Origin of the sequence: Bradyrhizobium sp. LCT2 (genome assembly GCF_009931255.1) — a bacterium.
In the GTDB taxonomy this organism is placed as follows: domain Bacteria; phylum Pseudomonadota; class Alphaproteobacteria; order Rhizobiales; family Xanthobacteraceae; genus Bradyrhizobium; species Bradyrhizobium diazoefficiens.
Map to the genome: position 1 here is coordinate 7046190 of NZ_CP034432.1, position 15445 is coordinate 7061634.

The following is a 15445-nucleotide window of genomic DNA, read 5'->3' on the forward strand; positions in this document are numbered from 1 at the left end:
CCAATTCATGCAACAAATGTTTCATGGCCGAGCCCGCGAAATCCTCGCCGCTGAGCGAACTGCGCATTGCATTGCCATCGCTCCCGATGCGCTTGCAGGAGGTCGGACGCTTCGTCGCCGCCAATGATTACGACGCCACCACCCGCTCGATGCGCGATCTCGCGGCCGTTGCCGGCGCCGATCCCGCCGCGTTCACGCGGCTTGCAAAAGCCATCGGCTATTCCGGCTGGGACGCGTTGCGCGCGGCGCTGACCGAGGCGCGGCGGCCATCGCAGACCTCGCCCTTCTCCGGCCGTGCCAAGAGCCGGCGTCATGGTCCGCACGCCGACGTCGCGCTCGTTACCGACAAGCTCGAGGCCGAGGCCGCCGGCCTTCCGCGCATTCCGGCGCAGCCGATTGCAGAGGCGGCCGGCGCGCTGCACGACGCCAAGCGGATCTGGATCGCGGGCTATCGCAGCTGCCGCAGCGTCGCGGAACTTCTGAACTACGAACTGCGGCTATTTCGCCCCGAACAGGTGCAACTCGTCGGCGCGTCCGGTCCTGACGATCTCGATCTTGGCGCCTTCCGCCCCGGCGAAGCCGTCATCGTCATCGGCTTCCTGCCCTATACGCACGCGAGCGTCCGGGTCGCGCAGGCCGCCTATCGTGCCGGCGCGACGCTGATTGCGATCGCCGATAGCGTATCAGCACCGATGGCCGAGGGCGCCGACCATGTGCTGCTGTTCGAGGCGGCCTCCTCTCCCGGCTTTTTCCCGAGCCTCACCGGCGCGATCGCGATTGCACAGTCGCTTGCCGCGGTGACGTTCTCGCTCGGCGGCATCGCCGCGAAGAAGCGTCTGGAGAATACCGAGGCGCGGCTTGCCGCAGCTACCACCTACGTCTCGGAGAAAGGTTGATCCATGAGCACTCGCACCAGCCGCGTGCTGCACCGCTCGCTACGCGAAACGCCGCCCAAGGCGATCGGCGGCGAAGGCGTCTATCTCTTCGCCGAGGACGGACGGCGCGTCATCGACGCCTCCGGCGGCGCCGCGGTCTCCTGTCTCGGCCACCAGCATCCGCGTGTGATCGCGGCGATGGCGAAGCAGGCGTCGACGCTCGCCTATGCGCACACCGCCTTCTTCTCGTCCGAACCGGCGGAAGCGCTCGCGGAGACGCTGGTCGGGCACGAGCCCGGCGGTCTCGCCTACGCCTATTTCGTCAGCGGCGGATCGGAGGCGATCGAGGCCAGCATCAAGCTCGCGCGGCAATATTTCATCGAGCGCGGCGAGCCGCAGCGACAGCATTTCATCGCGCGGCGGCAGAGCTATCACGGCAATACGCTCGGCGCGCTCGCCGCCGGCGGCAATGCCTGGCGCCGGGCGCCCTATGCGCCGCTGCTGTCAGCCGCCTTCAGCCATGTGACTCCCGCCTTTGCTTATCATGAGAAGCACGACGGCGAGTCGGATGCGCAGTTCGTAGCGCGGCTCGCAGCCGAGCTCGAAGCTGAATTTCAACGGCTCGGTCCCAACACCGTTGCGGCGTTCCTCGCCGAACCCGTCGTCGGCGCCACCGCCGGCGCGGTGACGGCGCCGGACGGTTACTTCAGGGCCGTGCGCGAAATCTGCGACCGGCACGGTGCGCTGCTCATCCTGGATGAAGTCATGTGTGGCATGGGCCGCACCGGCACCACGCACGCCTGGGAGCAGGAAGGTGTCGCGCCCGATATCCAGGCCATCGCGAAAGGACTCGGCGGCGGTTACCAGCCGATCGGCGCGATGCTCGCGAGCGGCAGGATCATCGACACCATCCGGTCAGGCTCGGGCGCCTTCCAGCATGGCCATACCTATCTGGCGCACCCCCTCGCCTGCGCGGCCGCGCTCGCGGTGCAGGATGTGATCCGCGAGGACGGCCTACTCGATCGCGTCAAGGAGCGTGGCAAGCAGCTCGAGCAGCGACTGACCGAGCGCTTCGGCAATCACCGCCATGTCGGCGATATCAGGGGGCGCGGCCTATTCTGGGCGATCGAGCTCGTCGCCGATCGCGCCAGCCGCACCTCGTTCGATCCGGCGCTCAAGCTCAACCAGAAGATCAAGGCGGAGGCCTTCGCCAACGGCCTCGGCTGCTATCCCGGCGGCGGCACCGTGGACGGCGTCCGCGGCGACCACGTGCTGCTGGCACCGCCCTATATCGCATCAGTCGCCGAGATCGACCTGATCGTCGACAAGCTCGGCACCGCCGTCGACAACGTGTTGCGTAGTGTCAATCATTGAGGGGAGAGTAGCATGATGAGGAAAGTGGTTATCGCAGCCGGCGTGCTCGCAGCATCGGCGGTGGCCGCGCAGGCGGCGACGCTCGACACGGTAAAGAGCCGCGGCACGCTGGTGTGCGGCGTCAGCGCAGGTTTTGCCGGCTTCTCGGCGCCGGACTCGCAAGGCAATTACAAGGGCCTCGACGTCGACTATTGCCGCGCGCTTGCGGCCGGCGTGCTGGGCGATGCCAGCAAGGTGCGTTACGTCTCCCTGACAGCGCAGAATCGCTTCACCGCGCTGCAATCGGGCGAGATCGACGTGCTCTACCGCAACTCGACGCAGACCTATTTGCGCGGCGTGACACTGGGCCTGCGCCAGGGCCCGATCAACTTCTACGACGGCCAGGGCTTTGTCGTGAAGAAGGACCTTGGCGTAAAGGACATCAAGGACCTCAAGGGCGCCACGGTCTGCGTCGCGCAGGGTACCACGCACGAGGTTACGCTCGGCGATTACGGCCGCGCCAACGGCATCGACTGGAAGCCGCTGGTGTTCGACCGCGTCGACACCATGTACCAGACCTTCTTCGGCGGCCGCTGCGATGCCATGACCCAGGATGCGTCCGCGCTTGCCGGCGCGGTGACGACCGCAGCGCCCAACCCGGCCGACTACGTCGTGCTGCCGCAGACCATCAGCAAGGAGCCGCTCGGGCCCTTCACCCGCAACGGTGACGAGGTCTGGAGCGACATCATCACCTGGCTGCATTACGGGCTGATCGAGGCCGAAGAGCTCGGCGTCACCCAGGCCAACGTCGATGAGATGGCGAAGTCGCAGACGCCGGCGATCCAGCGGCTGCTGGGGGCCTCCGGCGATCTCGGCTCGCGGCTCGGGCTCGACAACAAATGGCTGGTCACCGCGATCAAGGCCACCGGCAATTACGGCGAGATCTATGAGCGCAATGTCGGCAAGGCGAGCCCGCTCAAGCTCGATCGCGGCCTCAACGGCCTCTGGAGCAAGGGCGGCCTGATGTACGCCGTGCCGTTCAAGTAAGGAATTCTCCCCTCTCCCCCGCTTAGGGGGAGAGGGAGAAGAGAGATCCCATGCGCATCGCCCTCATCCACGCCCTGAAGCATTCCATTGCCCCGATCGAGGCGGCATTCGCGACAGCGTGGCCCGAGGCGCGGCTGATGAACTTGCTCGACGACAGCCTGTCTGCGGATCTCGCGCGCGACGGCCAGCTCACCGACGCCATGACCGAGCGTTTCCTCGCGCTCGGCGACTACGCGGTGGCAACGGGGGCAAACGCGATCCTCTTCACCTGTTCGGCCTTCGGCCCCTGTATCGAGGCGGTGGCGCGCGCCCATGCGCCGATGCCAGTGCTGAAGCCGAACGAAGCGATGATCGAGCGCGCGGTGACGATGGGCAAGCGGATCGGCCTGCTCTCGACCTTCCCGCCGACGCTGGTCTCGATGCCGCCGGAATTCCCCGCTTCGGTCCAGATCGTGCCGAAACTTGCCGAAGGCGCGCTGGCCGCGCTCGATCGGGGCGACCGCGCCACGCACGACCGGCTGATCGCGGACGCCTCGCGCGACTTACGCGATTGCGACGTCATCGCGCTGGCACAGTTCAGCATCGCGGCGACGGCGCCGCTGGTCGCGAAGGCCACCGGTCGCCCGGTCGTGACGACGCCGGACAGCGCGATCGAGACGCTGATGAGGCTGCTGAAAGCCAGCGCTTAGGCGCCCGCCTTCGTCCGGCGCCGTGCATTCTTGATTGCCAGTGCGAGCGCGGCCTTGGTTTCGCTCACAAAATCCTCGACCAGCTCCTCGCGCGTGGCATGCGCCGGCTCGCCGGTGAACAGGCCCTGCTCGGCCAGCATCACCACGCCATGCACCGCCGCCCAGATCTTCAGCGCTTGCCGTTCGCGCAAATAACCGACCGCCGGCGATTCCAGGGCTTCGATCACGAGCCCAAGCGTCTCGCGCGTCGCCTCGTGCAGCTCGCTGCCCTTGGCCGCGCATGAGACGGTGCGCGAAGCGAACATCAGGCGGTAGATGCCGTTGCGGCGCAGGCCGAAATCGAGCGTCGCCTGCGCCAGCCTCGACAATTTCGATTGCCTGGACGGCTTTGCCATCGCCTCGCGCAGGATCGCGCTGAGCTGCCGGAACGCCTCCGCCGTCACTGCCGCCAGCAGCGCCTCGCGGTCGGCGAAGTGCCGATAGGGCGCCGGCTGCGAGACGCCGAGTTGCTTTGCCAGCGCCTTGATGCTGATCGCCTCGGCGCCGCCCTGCTCTGCCTCGCGCAACGCGGCCTTGATCAGGGCGTCACGGAGATCGCCATGGTGGTAGGTATTCTCGGGCTTGCGAGCGAGTTGTGAACGCATGTTACGGCAAAGCCTATAAGTTTGCGCTTGACAGGGGAAGCCCGCCGCGAATGTAATAGCATATAACTTAGACCGAGCGGCAAATGCCGCCGATAAAATTGACATGAGGAACGCGGGCCGCCCTTCAGGCGCCGCGCGCATACGACCAGGGAAGCCGCCATGACAGAGCGACTGAAGGTTCACGTCGATCCCGACAAATGCCAGGGCCACGCGCGCTGCAAGGCGCTGGCGCCGGAGCTGTTCGAGCTCGACGAATACGGCAACGCGCATGAAGCCGGCGATGGCACGGTCCCGCCGGGACTCGAAGACAAGGCGTGGCTTGCCAAATCCAACTGCCCGGAAATCGCAATCGATGTGATCGAGGAGTAGCGCGAGCTTCCTGTCTGCCCGCGTGCGCGTGATTCCAGCGACCACCAGCCGAGGATTCCCCCCGACATGTCCGACGTCAGCGAGCCCGTCGCCCATCCGCCCGTCACCGACTGGGTCAACGATTTCGACCACACCGATCCGCAATGGACGGACGATCCGTTTCCGATCTGGAATGAGCTGCGCGCCGCAAGCCCGGTCGTGCACACCGAGCGATTCCTCGGCTGCTACATGCCGACGACCTACGAGGCGGTGCGCGAGATCGCCAACGACACCGAGCATTTCTCCTCGCGCCGCATCATCGTCCGCGACGTGCGGCCGGAGATTGCCAGGAATGCCGCCCCGCCGATCACCTCCGATCCTCCCGTGCACAAGCCGGCCAAGCAGTTGCTGCTGCCGCCCTTCACCCCGGACGCGATGAAGAAGCTCGAGCCGCGGGTCCGCGCCATCTGCAACGAGCTGATCGACGGCTTCATCTCCGACGGCAAGATCGATGCCGCAGCGCGCTACAGCAAATACATCCCGGTTCGGGCCATCGCCCATATGCTCGGAATTCCCGAGAGCGACAGCGACCTCTTCGTGAACTGGATCCACATGATCCTGGAGCTCGGCATCAAGGACGAGACCATGCTGCTCCAGGCCGTGCAGGAGATGAGCGCCTATTTCAGGACGCATATCGAGGAGCGCAGATCGAGGCCGACCGACGATCTCATCTCCTATCTGATGAACGCCAAGGACAAGGAAGGTCAGCCGCTGGAAGAGTCCCACGTGCTGGGCTCACTCCGCCTGCTCCTGATCGCCGGCATCGACACCACCTGGAGCGCGATCGGCTCCTCGCTCTGGCATCTCGCCAGAACGCCGGCCGACCGCGAGCGGCTGATCGCCGAGCCTGGTCTGATCCCGATCGCCGTGGAGGAGCTGCTGCGGGCCTATTCGCCGGTGACCATGGCGCGCGAGGTGGTCAAGGAGACCACGATCTCGGGCTGCCCGGTCAAGGCGGGCAACATGGTGCTGCTGTCCTTCCCGGCCGCCAATCGCGATCCAAAAATGTTTCCGGACGCTGACAAAGTCGTGATCGATCGTCGGGAGAACCGCCACGCCGCGTTCGGTCTCGGTATCCATCGCTGCGTCGGTTCCAACCTTGCGCGGATGGAGATGCAGGTTGCGCTGGAGGAATGGCTGAAGCGGATCCCGGATTTTCGCCTCGATCCGGCAGGCACCGTGACCTGGTCGCAGGGCACGGTGAGAGGCCCCCGGCAGTTGCCATTTCTGCTCGGAAAGGCGATGTAGGCCTCTCCAAACAGGGATAGAGAGAGGCCGGACGTGACAGACCAAGTAATCAAACCGGCCTCCGAGCATTTTGACGTCGCCGACGCCGAGCGGCGGATCAAGGCGATCTTCATCGGCTCGATCGGCAATCTCGTCGAATGGTACGATTTCTACGCCTATACGGCGTTCGCGCTCTATTTCGCCCCGGCCTTCTTCCCCGGCAACGACCCGGTCGTGCAGCAATTGAACGTCGCCGTCGTATTCGCGGCGACCTTCCTGATGCGTCCCCTCGGCGGCTGGTTCTTCGGCTACCTTGCCGACCATTTCGGCCGCCGTATCTCGCTGACGCTGTCCGTCGTCTTCATGTGCTTCGGCTCGCTGATCATCGCGGTGACGCCGACCTATGCCACGATCGGGTTCGCCGCGCCGGCGATCCTGGCGCTCGCCCGCGTGATCGAGGGCCTCAGCCTCGGCGGCGAATATGGCGCCAGCGCCACCTATCTCAGCGAGGTCGCCGATCCCAAGCACCGCGGCTTCTATTCCAGCTTCCAATACGTCACCCTGATCGGCGGTCAGCTCACCGCAATCATCGTGCTGCTGCTCCTGCAAAAGGTCTTCCTGACGCCCGACGAGCTGAAGGCCTGGGGCTGGCGCATCCCGTTTGCGATCGGCGCGGCGCTCGCGATCTTTGCCGCGGTGATGCGACGCAATCTGCACGAGACTGAGGCCTTCGAGGAAGCCAAGAAGGTGGTGAAGCCGACCGGTTCGATCACCAACTTGCTGCGCTACCCACGCGAGCTGCTCCTGGTGGTGGGTCTCACCGCCGGCGGTACCGCCGCGTTCTACACCTTCACCACCTACATGCAGACCTTCGTCAAGCTCTCGGTCGGGCTCACCGAAGACCAGACCACCTTCGTGATCTTCGGCACGCTGATCTTCGCGACCATCCTGCAGCCGATCTACGGTGCGATCTCCGACAAGATCGGCCGCAAGCCGCTGCTGATCTTCTTCGGTGTCGCCGGTACGCTGGCGACCGTGCCGCTGCTGATGACGCTGAAGGAGACGAAGTCGCCCTTCATGGCCTTCATCCTGATCTGCTGTGCCTGGCTGTTCGTCGCCGGCTACACCTCGATCAACGCCGTGGTGAAGGCCGAGCTGTTCCCGACCAATGTCCGCGCTCTCGGCGTCGGCCTGCCCTATGCGATCACGGTCTCGATTTTCGGCGGCACGGCACCCGCGATCGCGCTCTACTTCAAGAGCATCGGGCACGAGGAATGGTTCTACTTCTACCTCAGCGGCGTCATCTGCCTGTCGCTGATCATCTATTCCACCATGCGCGACACCAAGCACGCCTCCGCAATGCATCGCCACGAGTAAGCTGATGGCCGACGACAACGAGCCGCCCGACAGCAAGCTGACGCGCACCAAGGAGAAATGGGCGCGCGAGGGCCGCTTCCTCACGGGCAGGATCACGCGTCCGGAAGATCAAAGGCTACCGCCGGGCCAGCACCTCACGAAAGACTGGCCGGTGCTCGACCTCGGAGTCGTGCCACCGGTCTCGCGTGATCGCTGGCGGCTCGACGTCTACGGCGCGATCGAACATCCCGTGTTCTGGACCTTCGCCGAGTTCACCGCACAGAAGCAGGCCCAGTTCACCTCCGACATCCACTGCGTGACGACCTGGTCGCGCTACGACAACCTTTGGGAAGGCCTCGCCACGCACGAGCTGCTCGCGGCCTGCCAGCCGCGCGAGGATGCACGCTTCGTCGTCCTGCATTCCTATGACGGCTACACCACCAACCTCGCGCTGGAAGACTTCGCCGCCGAGGACGCCCTGCTCGCCCATAGCTGGTCCGGCCAGCCGCTGACGGAGGAGCACGGCGGCCCGGTGCGGCTGGTCGTGCCGCATCTCTATTTCTGGAAGAGCGCCAAATGGCTCCAGGCGATCGAATTCCAGACCGAGGACGCACCGGGTTTCTGGGAAGTCCGCGGCTATCATAACCGCGGCGATCCCTGGGCCGAGCAGCGCTATTCAGGCGATTAAGTCCAACCAAGAGACGGGGGAAGGCCATGCCGACGGAACGCTTTCAATTCACCGGCGAAGGCGGCCATCAGCTCGCGGCCGCGCTGGAGCTGCCGGACGGCGAGCCCGCGGCTTTCGCGTTGTTCGCACACTGCTTCACCTGCGGCAAGGACACGCTGGCGGCCAAGCGCATCTCGGTCGCGCTCGCCGCCAAGGGCATCGCGGTGCTGCGTTTCGACTTCACCGGGCTCGGCTCCAGCGAGGGTGATTTCGCCAATTCGACGTTCTCCTCGAACGTCGCCGACCTCGTGCGCGCGGCCGATCATCTGCGGTCGACGCGCAAGGCGCCCTCGATCCTGATCGGCCATAGCCTCGGCGGCGCTGCGATTTTGGCCGCGGCCAGCAAGGTTCCAGAGGCGAAAGCGGTGGTGACCATTGCAGCGCCATCTGACCCCACCCACGTCACCGGCCTGTTCAGGGAACATGTTGATGCGATCCGCGCACAGGGCGAGGTCGAAGTGTCGCTTGCCGGGCGTCCATTCCGTATCAAGCGCGAATTCCTCGAAGACATCGCCGAGCATGAGCTGATGAAGGACGTCACCGGCCTGCACAAGGCGCTGCTGGTGATGCACTCGCCGCCCGACGATACCGTGGGCATCGACAATGCGACCAAGCTCTTCGTCGCGGCCAAGCATCCCAAGAGCTTCGTCTCGCTCGACCACGCCGACCATCTCCTCACCAGGCCGGCCGACGCGCTCTATGCGGCCGACGTGATAGCGGCTTGGGCAAGCCGCTATATCGACGCCGCAAAGCCCGCAAAGGCGATGGATCTCGCCGAAGAACCGCGCAAGGTGGTGGTGCAGGAGACCCGCAAGAGCAAGTTCAACCAGATCATCACCGTCGGGCCGCATCATCTGGTGGCGGACGAACCGGTCGCGGCCGGCGGCGAGGATGCCGGGCCCGGCCCTTATGACTTCCTGCTCGCAGGCTTAGGTGCCTGCACCTCCATGACCATGCGCCTTTATGCCGACCGTAAATCGCTGCCCCTCGACCGCGTCACGGTCACGCTGAAACATTCCAAGATCTACGCCAAGGATTGTGCGGAATGCGAGACGCGCGAGGGCATGCTCGACCAGATCGAGCGCGACATCGCGATGGACGGTGCGCTCGACGCCGAGCAGCGCAAGAAGCTGATGGAGATCGCCGACAAGTGCCCGGTGCACCGCACTCTGACCTCCGAGATCCGCATCGTGACCAAGGCCATGGACTAACGCGGCGCGCTAGAAGCACGATGCCATCGTCCGCACGGCGACGCTGATCTCGTTCTCGCGCCAGGCTGCAAAGCCGAGCAGCAAGCCGTGATCGCGCGGCCGGCCGAGCGCAAGGCTGGACAAGGCGCGCGTTTCAACCCCCGCTGCGACAAGCCGCTTGACCGCGGCCTGATCAGCGCGACCGCGCTTGAGGCGCGCGACCAGCTGGATGCCGCCCGAGGGCACCTCGGCCGCGAGTACCTCGCCAAGATGGCGCTCCAGTCCCTCGACGAGATGATCGCGGCGCGCATGGTAGAGCCGGCGCATCCGGCGCAGATGCGCGAGAAAATGCCCGTCCGCAATGAACTCGGCCAGCGCTTCCTGGACATGGCTCGCGGCGATCAGCCCGATATGCCGCTGCGCGATCTCCAGGGTGCCGACCAGCGCCGGCGGCACCACGAGATAGCCGAGCCGGATTTCCGACATCATCGCCTTCGAGAAGGTGCCGACATAGAACACGCGGCCATGGGTATCGAGCCCCTGCAAGGCCGGCACCGGCCGGCTGTCATAGTGAAATTCGCCGTCGTAATCGTCCTCGACGATCCAGGTCTTGCCGGGCTTGCTCATGCCCAGGAATTCGGTGCGGCGGGCCAGCGACATCAACCGCCCGGTCGGATGCTGGTGCGATGGCGTCATGAAGATCAGCGTTGGAGCCGCAAGGCCAGGCATCCGCCGCATGCCCTGCTCGTCCAGCCTGATGCCGGTCACGCGCGCGCCGGAGGCACGAAAAGCAGCCGCGGCGCCGGGATAGCCGGGATCCTCGACCCAGACCTCGTCACCTTGCGTGATGACGGCAGCCGCGATCAAAGTGAGCGCAGCCTGTGCGCTCGGCAGGATCATGATCTGGTCCGCCGTGGCGCGAACGCCCCTGCTGGTCGCCAGATAATGCGCCAGCGCCTCGCGTAAGCGCGGCCGGTTGACGGAGCCGAGATCGCGCCTGGCCGCACGCACGGCGCTGCGGCGCAGACAGCGAGCCCAGACCTCGTTCGGAAACTCCCTGAAATCACCTTGCCCAGGGCGCAACGGTTTTAGCTGCGCCAGATAGGACATCGGCCAGTCCGCCTGCTTGAGCTTCGAGGCCCAGGGAGAGAGGCGCGGCGTGCCCGAGCGGACACCTGATGTCGCGGCGCCAGCTGCTTCGATACGCTCACCGCCGTCGACCGTCACGACCGGGCGCCGCCCGTGCGACGCAGCCAAATACCCTTCGGCGGCAAGCTGCTCGAACGCATAGGTCACGGTATTGCGGGAGACCCCGAGATCGCTCGCAAGCTGTCGGCTCGACGGCAGCCCGCGGCCCTTGCCGATGCGGCCGCTTCCGATCAGCTCCCTGAGCTGGCTCGTCAGTTGAGCCATCAGCCCTTCCTCACCGGTCCGCTTCAACTCGATCAAGCCGGCGATCATCTCTTCTGAAACTGGCACCTTGTTCCTTCTAGATCTGGCACTTTCCCAGGTGCCAGCCCGGATGCTATCCGCGAGGCCCGACCGCTTCAAGGACCTCCGAGATGAACTCCCTGTCACCCCGCGCGGCCGTCGGCCTGTTCCTGATCGTCGTGCTGGCCTGGGGTGTGAACTGGTCGGTGACGAAGCAGCTCGTCCAGTTCCTTTCGCCACTGTGGACTTCGGCGATCCGCAGCTGGATCGCCCTGGCTGCCTTGTTCGTGATCCTTGGACTGAGCAACAATCTCGTGATCCCGGAGCGGCGCGACATTCCGGTGGTTCTCAGCGTGGCACTTCTGCACATGACGGTGTTCTCGGTCCTGGTTGCGGCCGGTGTGCGCTTCCTGCCCGCGGGCAAGGCCGTCGTGCTCGGCTACACCACACCGCTCTGGGTCGCGATCGCCGCGCCCCTGATCGGGAAGGACACGCTGACCGCGCCAAAGGTCGCCGGCGCCCTGCTCGGACTGATTGGCCTTGCCGTGATCCTGAACCCGACATCGATCGACTGGACCAATGGCAACGTCATGCTCGGCGCCGGCATGGTCATCCTCGCAGCGATCTCGTGGGCCGCAAACATCATCTATATACGCGCGCATCGCTGGCTCGCCTCCCCGCTTCAGCTCCTGATCTGGCAGGTGTTGGTGGCAACGGTGGTGCTGTCGATCACCGCGGCAATCGTGGATGGCATACCGCACGTCAATTGGTCGCGGAGGCTCGTGCTGCTGTTCCTCTATTCCGGCCTGATCGGGACGGCGCTTGCCTATTGGGCGATGTCGATGGTCAACAAGAGCATCTCGGCGCTGACGACGTCGCTCGGCACCACGGCGACGCCACTCGTCGGCATCGCCAGTGCGGCGGTCCTGCTGGGCGAGCCGATCGACTTGAGCCTTGCTGTCGCGGCCGGACTGATCGTCGCCGGCATCGGCCTTGCAACGCTCGGGGATCGCCTGCTGCGCAGTCAGGCCATCGCGAGAGGTTGAACGCGAAGCGCGCCGCGCAGGCCCGCTGTCGTGCCGAGCAGGATGCCGGCGAGCGCAACGAACGAGCCCAGCGCCAGCGTCGACACGCCGGTAAGCCCCTGTCCGATCGAGCAGCCGAACGCCATCACGCCGCCGATCCCCATCAGCGCGGCGCCGGCGCCCGAGCGCAGCATGTGGCGTGGCGATGAATAGCCTTCGAGCTTGAAGCGGCCAGTAGCGAGTGCCGTCACCAGACTGCCGGCGAAGACGCCGGCGACCGTCGCGACGCCGAAATTGAGCGTCAGGCCGGTCGATAGCATGGCATATTGCAGAGCATCTGCGATCGGCGCGACGAAGGTGAGCGAGGTCACGGGGACGGGATTGAAGTCGTCGGCGCCGAGATAGCCGGTGACGAACCAGCCACCGGCAACGAGGACGCCGACGATGACGCCCGCCGCGATCTGGCCAGGCGAACGGCGGAATGTCGGGTGGGCGAACGCAAACAGGATCAATGCTACGACGATCACGGCAGCGGCAATCGCGCGCGAGAGAGCTTCAGAGGGACCGAGCGCCGCCAGCAGCGACGGCAGCGAATTCGTGTTGACCGTGGCTTGCGAGGCCTGAACCAGTGCAATGCGCGCCGGCGCAACCAGGCCCTTGAGCGTCATCTGCGCGGCGATGGCGAGCACGATCACGACCACGAAGGAACGGAGATTGCCGCGGCCGAGCAGCACCAGAGCGCGCGAGCCACAGCCGTTCGACAGCACCATGCCGTAGCCGAACAGCAGGCCGCCGAGGAACAGCACCGGCGCCGAGAAGGATTGTTGCAGGTAGATCGACTTGCCGAGATCGACGGTACCGCTGCCGACCAGGAGCTGGCTTGCGGCGATCGCGATAGCGATCGCCAGCGCATAGGACCGCACCAGCCGGCCGTCTCCTTCCGCCAGAAGGCCGCGCATGCTGCTCATCAGGCAGAAGCCGCTCAGCAGACCCACGGCGCCGTAGATCAGGCCGATGACGAGGCCGGCGAGGATGACGAGTTGCGTGGATTCCATCGTCACGGCTTCAGGATCACGCGGTCACGCGAGGAGCCAGCGACCGCGACATAGGCTTCCTTGGCGCGCTCCAGCGGATAGATGGCATTCGCCTTGATCGGGAACGGCTTGAGGTGCCCGCTCGCAAAGCCGGGGCCGAGGTCACGCAGCACCGCACCAGTCGCCGTCGAGGACAAGCCGAGCGTGTCGATTCCGACGTAAGTGTGCTGGCCTCTGTAGAATTCGAGAATGTTGAACTGCACGATGCGGTCGATCGCGGCGATCAGGATCTGGCGGCCGCGCAAGGCAAGCGACTTGTGCGCGGCCTGGAAATAGGGATCGCCGACCGTGTTGAAGACGATGTCGGCGCCCTTCCCGGCGGTCACCTCGCGCACCCGCGTGGCGACATCGGTCGCGGAGGCATCGATCACCTCGATGGACGCGTTGCTATGGCCTTCATAGGTCTCGGCCTTGCGCACCACGCCGATGACGCGCGCGCCCTGCCATGTCGCGATCTGCACCGCGGCCTGGCCGACCTTGCCATTGACGCCGAACACCAGAACGGTCTCACCGGCCTTCGGCACGCCGGCGCGGCGAAAGCCCTCCATCGCGGTGACAAAGGGAACGCCGATGCCGGCAGCCTCCTCCCAGGACACCGTCCTGGGTTTCTCCACGACAGCATCGGCCTCGACGACGAGATGGGTTGCGTGGGTGCCGTCGCGGCGGATGCCGAGATCGCCGGAGGAACCGAACACCTCGCGGCCGACCGTGCCGGCCGGTCCATCGATCACCACGCCGGCGTAGTCGCGGCCCGGCGTGCGCGGAAACACGGCATAGGGCATCAGCCCGGTCGCGGCCTTGACGTCGGACGGATTGACGGCGGCGGCCTTCACCTCGATCAGGAGATCGTTTGGACCGCGCGTGAGCGTCTGACGCTCGACAACCGGCGCAAGCGCGGCCGCGTTCTCGGCCTTGGCATTGAGGCGCACACAGCGCGCTTCGACTGCTTTGGTATCGGCTGGTGACATGGAAAGACCCGCGATTTCTCGCGGGCCTTGTCGCCCTTACGGGTGGTCAAGTCAATCCTTCGGGCGCTTGTCGTAGAGCCGCCTGGCCTTGCCGAGCGAGCGCTCCAGCGTGGCGGGCGCAACCACCCGCACGTTGGAGCTGATGCCGATCGTGTTCTTGATGTGGGTCGAGATCCGGTCGGCATGGTCGACGAGGCCGCGGCCGTCCCAGCTCTCGGGCCGCGCCTCGGCAATGATGGTCAGTTCGTCCATGCGGCCTTCGCGGGTCAATTCGAGGATGAAGTGGCCGCCGCACCAGTCGGTGGCCAGCAGCACCTCCTCGATCTGGGTCGGGAACAGATTGACGCCGCGCAGGATGATCATGTCGTCCGAGCGGCCCGTTACCTTCTCCATCCGCCGCATGCCCGGCCGCGCCGTGCCCGGCAACAGCCGCGTCAGGTCGCGGGTGCGATAGCGGATCACCGGAAAACCTTCCTTGGTGAGCGAGGTGAACACCAGCTCGCCCTTCTCGCCATCCGGCAGCACCGCGCCCGTCTCGGGGTCGATCACTTCGGGATAGAAATGGTCCTCCCAGATGTGCAGGCCGTCCTTGGTCTCGATGCATTCCTGCGCGACGCCGGGACCGATCACCTCGGAGAGGCCATAGATGTCGGTCGCATCCATGTCGAAGGCGTCCTCGATCTCGCCGCGCATCGCATTGGTCCAGGGCTCGGCGCCGAAGATGCCGACCTTGAGCGAACACTGGCGTGGATCCAGCTTCTGGCGCTTGAACTCGTCGAGAATCGCCAGCATGTAGCTCGGCGTCACCGTGATGATGTCGGGGCGGAAATCGTTGATGAGCTGCACCTGCCGCTCGGTCATGCCGCCGGAGATCGGCACCACCGTGCAGCCGAGCTTTTCGGCGCCGTAGTGCACGCCAAGCCCGCCGGTGAAGAGGCCGTAGCCATAGGCGTTGTGGATGATCATGCCGGTGCGGCCGCCGGCGGCGCGGATCGAACGCGCCATGACTTCCGACCAGGTGTCGATATCGCGCTGGGTGTAGCCCACGACGATCGGCTTACCTGTCGTGCCGGAGGAGGCATGCACGCGCACCAGCTTTTCGCGCGGCACAGCGAACATGTTGAAAGGATAATTGTCGCGCAAATCCGTTTTCACCGTGAACGGAAACTTCGCGAGATCGGAGAGCTCGCGAAAGTCGGACGGATGCACGCCGGCCTTGTCGAAGGCCTTGCGATAATGCGCGACGTTGTCGTAGGCGTGCTTCAGCGACCAGCCCAGCCGCTGCTTCTGCAGCGCCATGATCTCGTCACGTGAGGCGCGCTCATACGCATCCATTTCGGCGCGATAGGTGGTGCCACCTTCCTTGAGCCTGGTCAGAGCCATCCTCGTTTCCCCACATTGATCTGTTCTT

The 15445-nt window shown here is 65.5% G+C and carries 15 protein-coding genes; 10 read left to right on the forward strand and 5 right to left on the reverse strand.

Annotated features, from left to right (window positions below; genetic code table 11):
• Window positions 1-23 precede the first annotated feature (23 nt).
• The 4 genes from EI171_RS33465 to EI171_RS33480 are packed head-to-tail and all read left to right on the forward strand — an operon-like array spanning window position 24 to window position 3964.
• Window positions 24-896, forward strand: a complete 873-nt coding sequence (locus EI171_RS33465) for a MurR/RpiR family transcriptional regulator (protein ID WP_060911083.1) — start codon at window positions 24-26, stop codon at window positions 894-896.
• Window positions 897-899: 3 nt separating this feature from the next.
• Entirely contained in the window at window positions 900-2249 is a 1350-nt protein-coding gene (locus EI171_RS33470; RefSeq protein ID WP_028172404.1) for an aspartate aminotransferase family protein, read from the forward strand.
• 12 nt (window positions 2250-2261) lie between these two features.
• Window positions 2262-3275, forward strand: a complete 1014-nt coding sequence (locus tag EI171_RS33475) for an amino acid ABC transporter substrate-binding protein (RefSeq protein WP_011085693.1) — start codon at window positions 2262-2264, stop codon at window positions 3273-3275.
• 50 nt (window positions 3276-3325) lie between these two features.
• Window positions 3326-3964, forward strand: a complete 639-nt coding sequence (locus tag EI171_RS33480) for an aspartate/glutamate racemase family protein (protein WP_161535859.1) — start codon at window positions 3326-3328, stop codon at window positions 3962-3964.
• On the opposite strand, the gene EI171_RS33485 is transcribed toward EI171_RS33480, so the two are convergent.
• Window positions 3961-4608, reverse strand: a complete 648-nt coding sequence (locus EI171_RS33485; RefSeq protein WP_028172406.1) for a TetR/AcrR family transcriptional regulator — start codon at window positions 4606-4608, stop codon at window positions 3961-3963. The two genes, EI171_RS33480 and EI171_RS33485, sit on opposite strands and share 4 nt — an antisense overlap.
• Window positions 4609-4767: 159 nt before the next feature.
• Here EI171_RS33485 and EI171_RS33490 point away from each other — a divergent pair, with 159 nt between their 5' ends.
• From EI171_RS33490 to EI171_RS33510, 5 genes are all read left to right on the forward strand, one after another.
• Window positions 4768-4977 carry a ferredoxin gene (locus EI171_RS33490; protein WP_060911080.1) on the forward strand — a complete coding sequence of 70 codons (210 nt, stop codon included), beginning with the start codon at window positions 4768-4770 and terminating at the stop codon, window positions 4975-4977.
• Between the two features lie 66 nt (window positions 4978-5043).
• Complete coding sequence (locus tag EI171_RS33495; RefSeq protein ID WP_161535860.1) at window positions 5044-6264, forward strand: cytochrome P450; 1221 nt, start codon at window positions 5044-5046, stop codon at window positions 6262-6264.
• Between the two features lie 33 nt (window positions 6265-6297).
• Window positions 6298-7620: an MFS transporter gene (locus tag EI171_RS33500; protein WP_011085688.1), complete on the forward strand. Its 1323-nt coding sequence runs from the start codon at window positions 6298-6300 to the stop codon at window positions 7618-7620.
• Window positions 7621-7624: 4 nt separating this feature from the next.
• Window positions 7625-8287, forward strand: a complete 663-nt coding sequence (locus EI171_RS33505; RefSeq protein ID WP_161535861.1) for a sulfite oxidase-like oxidoreductase — start codon at window positions 7625-7627, stop codon at window positions 8285-8287.
• A 26-nt stretch (window positions 8288-8313) separates the two neighbouring features.
• The gene (locus tag EI171_RS33510) at window positions 8314-9537 is read left to right on the forward strand and encodes a bifunctional alpha/beta hydrolase/OsmC family protein (protein ID WP_161535862.1); all 1224 of its coding nucleotides are present in this window, start codon (window positions 8314-8316) and stop codon (window positions 9535-9537) included.
• 9 nt (window positions 9538-9546) lie between these two features.
• Here the strand turns inward: EI171_RS33510 and EI171_RS33515 are convergent, their stop codons facing one another.
• The gene (locus tag EI171_RS33515; RefSeq protein ID WP_202633217.1) at window positions 9547-10977 is read right to left on the reverse strand and encodes a PLP-dependent aminotransferase family protein; all 1431 of its coding nucleotides are present in this window, start codon (window positions 10975-10977) and stop codon (window positions 9547-9549) included.
• A 101-nt stretch (window positions 10978-11078) separates the two neighbouring features.
• Between EI171_RS33515 and EI171_RS33520 the strand changes: the two genes are divergently transcribed.
• Window positions 11079-11993 carry a DMT family transporter gene (locus EI171_RS33520; protein WP_161535864.1) on the forward strand — a complete coding sequence of 305 codons (915 nt, stop codon included), beginning with the start codon at window positions 11079-11081 and terminating at the stop codon, window positions 11991-11993.
• On the opposite strand, the gene EI171_RS33525 is transcribed toward EI171_RS33520, so the two are convergent.
• The 3 genes from EI171_RS33525 to paaK are packed head-to-tail and all read right to left on the reverse strand — an operon-like array spanning window position 11972 to window position 15417.
• Window positions 11972-13027 carry a YeeE/YedE family protein gene (locus EI171_RS33525; RefSeq protein WP_161535865.1) on the reverse strand — a complete coding sequence of 352 codons (1056 nt, stop codon included), beginning with the start codon at window positions 13025-13027 and terminating at the stop codon, window positions 11972-11974. The genes EI171_RS33520 and EI171_RS33525 overlap by 22 nt on opposite strands.
• 2 nt (window positions 13028-13029) lie before the next feature.
• Window positions 13030-14034: a zinc-binding alcohol dehydrogenase family protein gene (locus EI171_RS33530; RefSeq protein WP_161535866.1), complete on the reverse strand. Its 1005-nt coding sequence runs from the start codon at window positions 14032-14034 to the stop codon at window positions 13030-13032.
• A gap of 51 nt (window positions 14035-14085) precedes the next feature.
• Window positions 14086-15417: a phenylacetate--CoA ligase PaaK gene (gene paaK / locus EI171_RS33535; RefSeq protein ID WP_161535867.1), complete on the reverse strand. Its 1332-nt coding sequence runs from the start codon at window positions 15415-15417 to the stop codon at window positions 14086-14088.
• Between the last annotated feature and the right edge of the window lie 28 nt (window positions 15418-15445).

What these genes read in the sequence shown, in the direction of transcription:
- EI171_RS33510 (WP_161535862.1), top strand. Translation starts at nt 8,314, where the DNA reads ATGCCGACGGAACGCTTTCAATTCACCGGCGAAGGCGGCCATCAGCTC.
- EI171_RS33505 (WP_161535861.1), top strand. Translation starts at nt 7,625, where the DNA reads ATGGCCGACGACAACGAGCCGCCCGACAGCAAGCTGACGCGCACCAAG.
- EI171_RS33520 (WP_161535864.1), top strand. Translation starts at nt 11,079, where the DNA reads ATGAACTCCCTGTCACCCCGCGCGGCCGTCGGCCTGTTCCTGATCGTC.
- EI171_RS33480 (WP_161535859.1), top strand. Translation starts at nt 3,326, where the DNA reads ATGCGCATCGCCCTCATCCACGCCCTGAAGCATTCCATTGCCCCGATC.
- EI171_RS33465 (WP_060911083.1), top strand. Translation starts at nt 24, where the DNA reads ATGGCCGAGCCCGCGAAATCCTCGCCGCTGAGCGAACTGCGCATTGCA.
- EI171_RS33475 (WP_011085693.1), top strand. Translation starts at nt 2,262, where the DNA reads ATGATGAGGAAAGTGGTTATCGCAGCCGGCGTGCTCGCAGCATCGGCG.
- EI171_RS33525 (WP_161535865.1), bottom strand. Translation starts at nt 13,027, where the DNA reads ATGGAATCCACGCAACTCGTCATCCTCGCCGGCCTCGTCATCGGCCTG.
- EI171_RS33485 (WP_028172406.1), bottom strand. Translation starts at nt 4,608, where the DNA reads ATGCGTTCACAACTCGCTCGCAAGCCCGAGAATACCTACCACCATGGC.
- EI171_RS33515 (WP_202633217.1), bottom strand. Translation starts at nt 10,977, where the DNA reads ATGATCGCCGGCTTGATCGAGTTGAAGCGGACCGGTGAGGAAGGGCTG.
- EI171_RS33490 (WP_060911080.1), top strand. Translation starts at nt 4,768, where the DNA reads ATGACAGAGCGACTGAAGGTTCACGTCGATCCCGACAAATGCCAGGGC.
- EI171_RS33530 (WP_161535866.1), bottom strand. Translation starts at nt 14,034, where the DNA reads ATGTCACCAGCCGATACCAAAGCAGTCGAAGCGCGCTGTGTGCGCCTC.
- EI171_RS33470 (WP_028172404.1), top strand. Translation starts at nt 900, where the DNA reads ATGAGCACTCGCACCAGCCGCGTGCTGCACCGCTCGCTACGCGAAACG.
- paaK (WP_161535867.1), bottom strand. Translation starts at nt 15,417, where the DNA reads ATGGCTCTGACCAGGCTCAAGGAAGGTGGCACCACCTATCGCGCCGAA.
- EI171_RS33495 (WP_161535860.1), top strand. Translation starts at nt 5,044, where the DNA reads ATGTCCGACGTCAGCGAGCCCGTCGCCCATCCGCCCGTCACCGACTGG.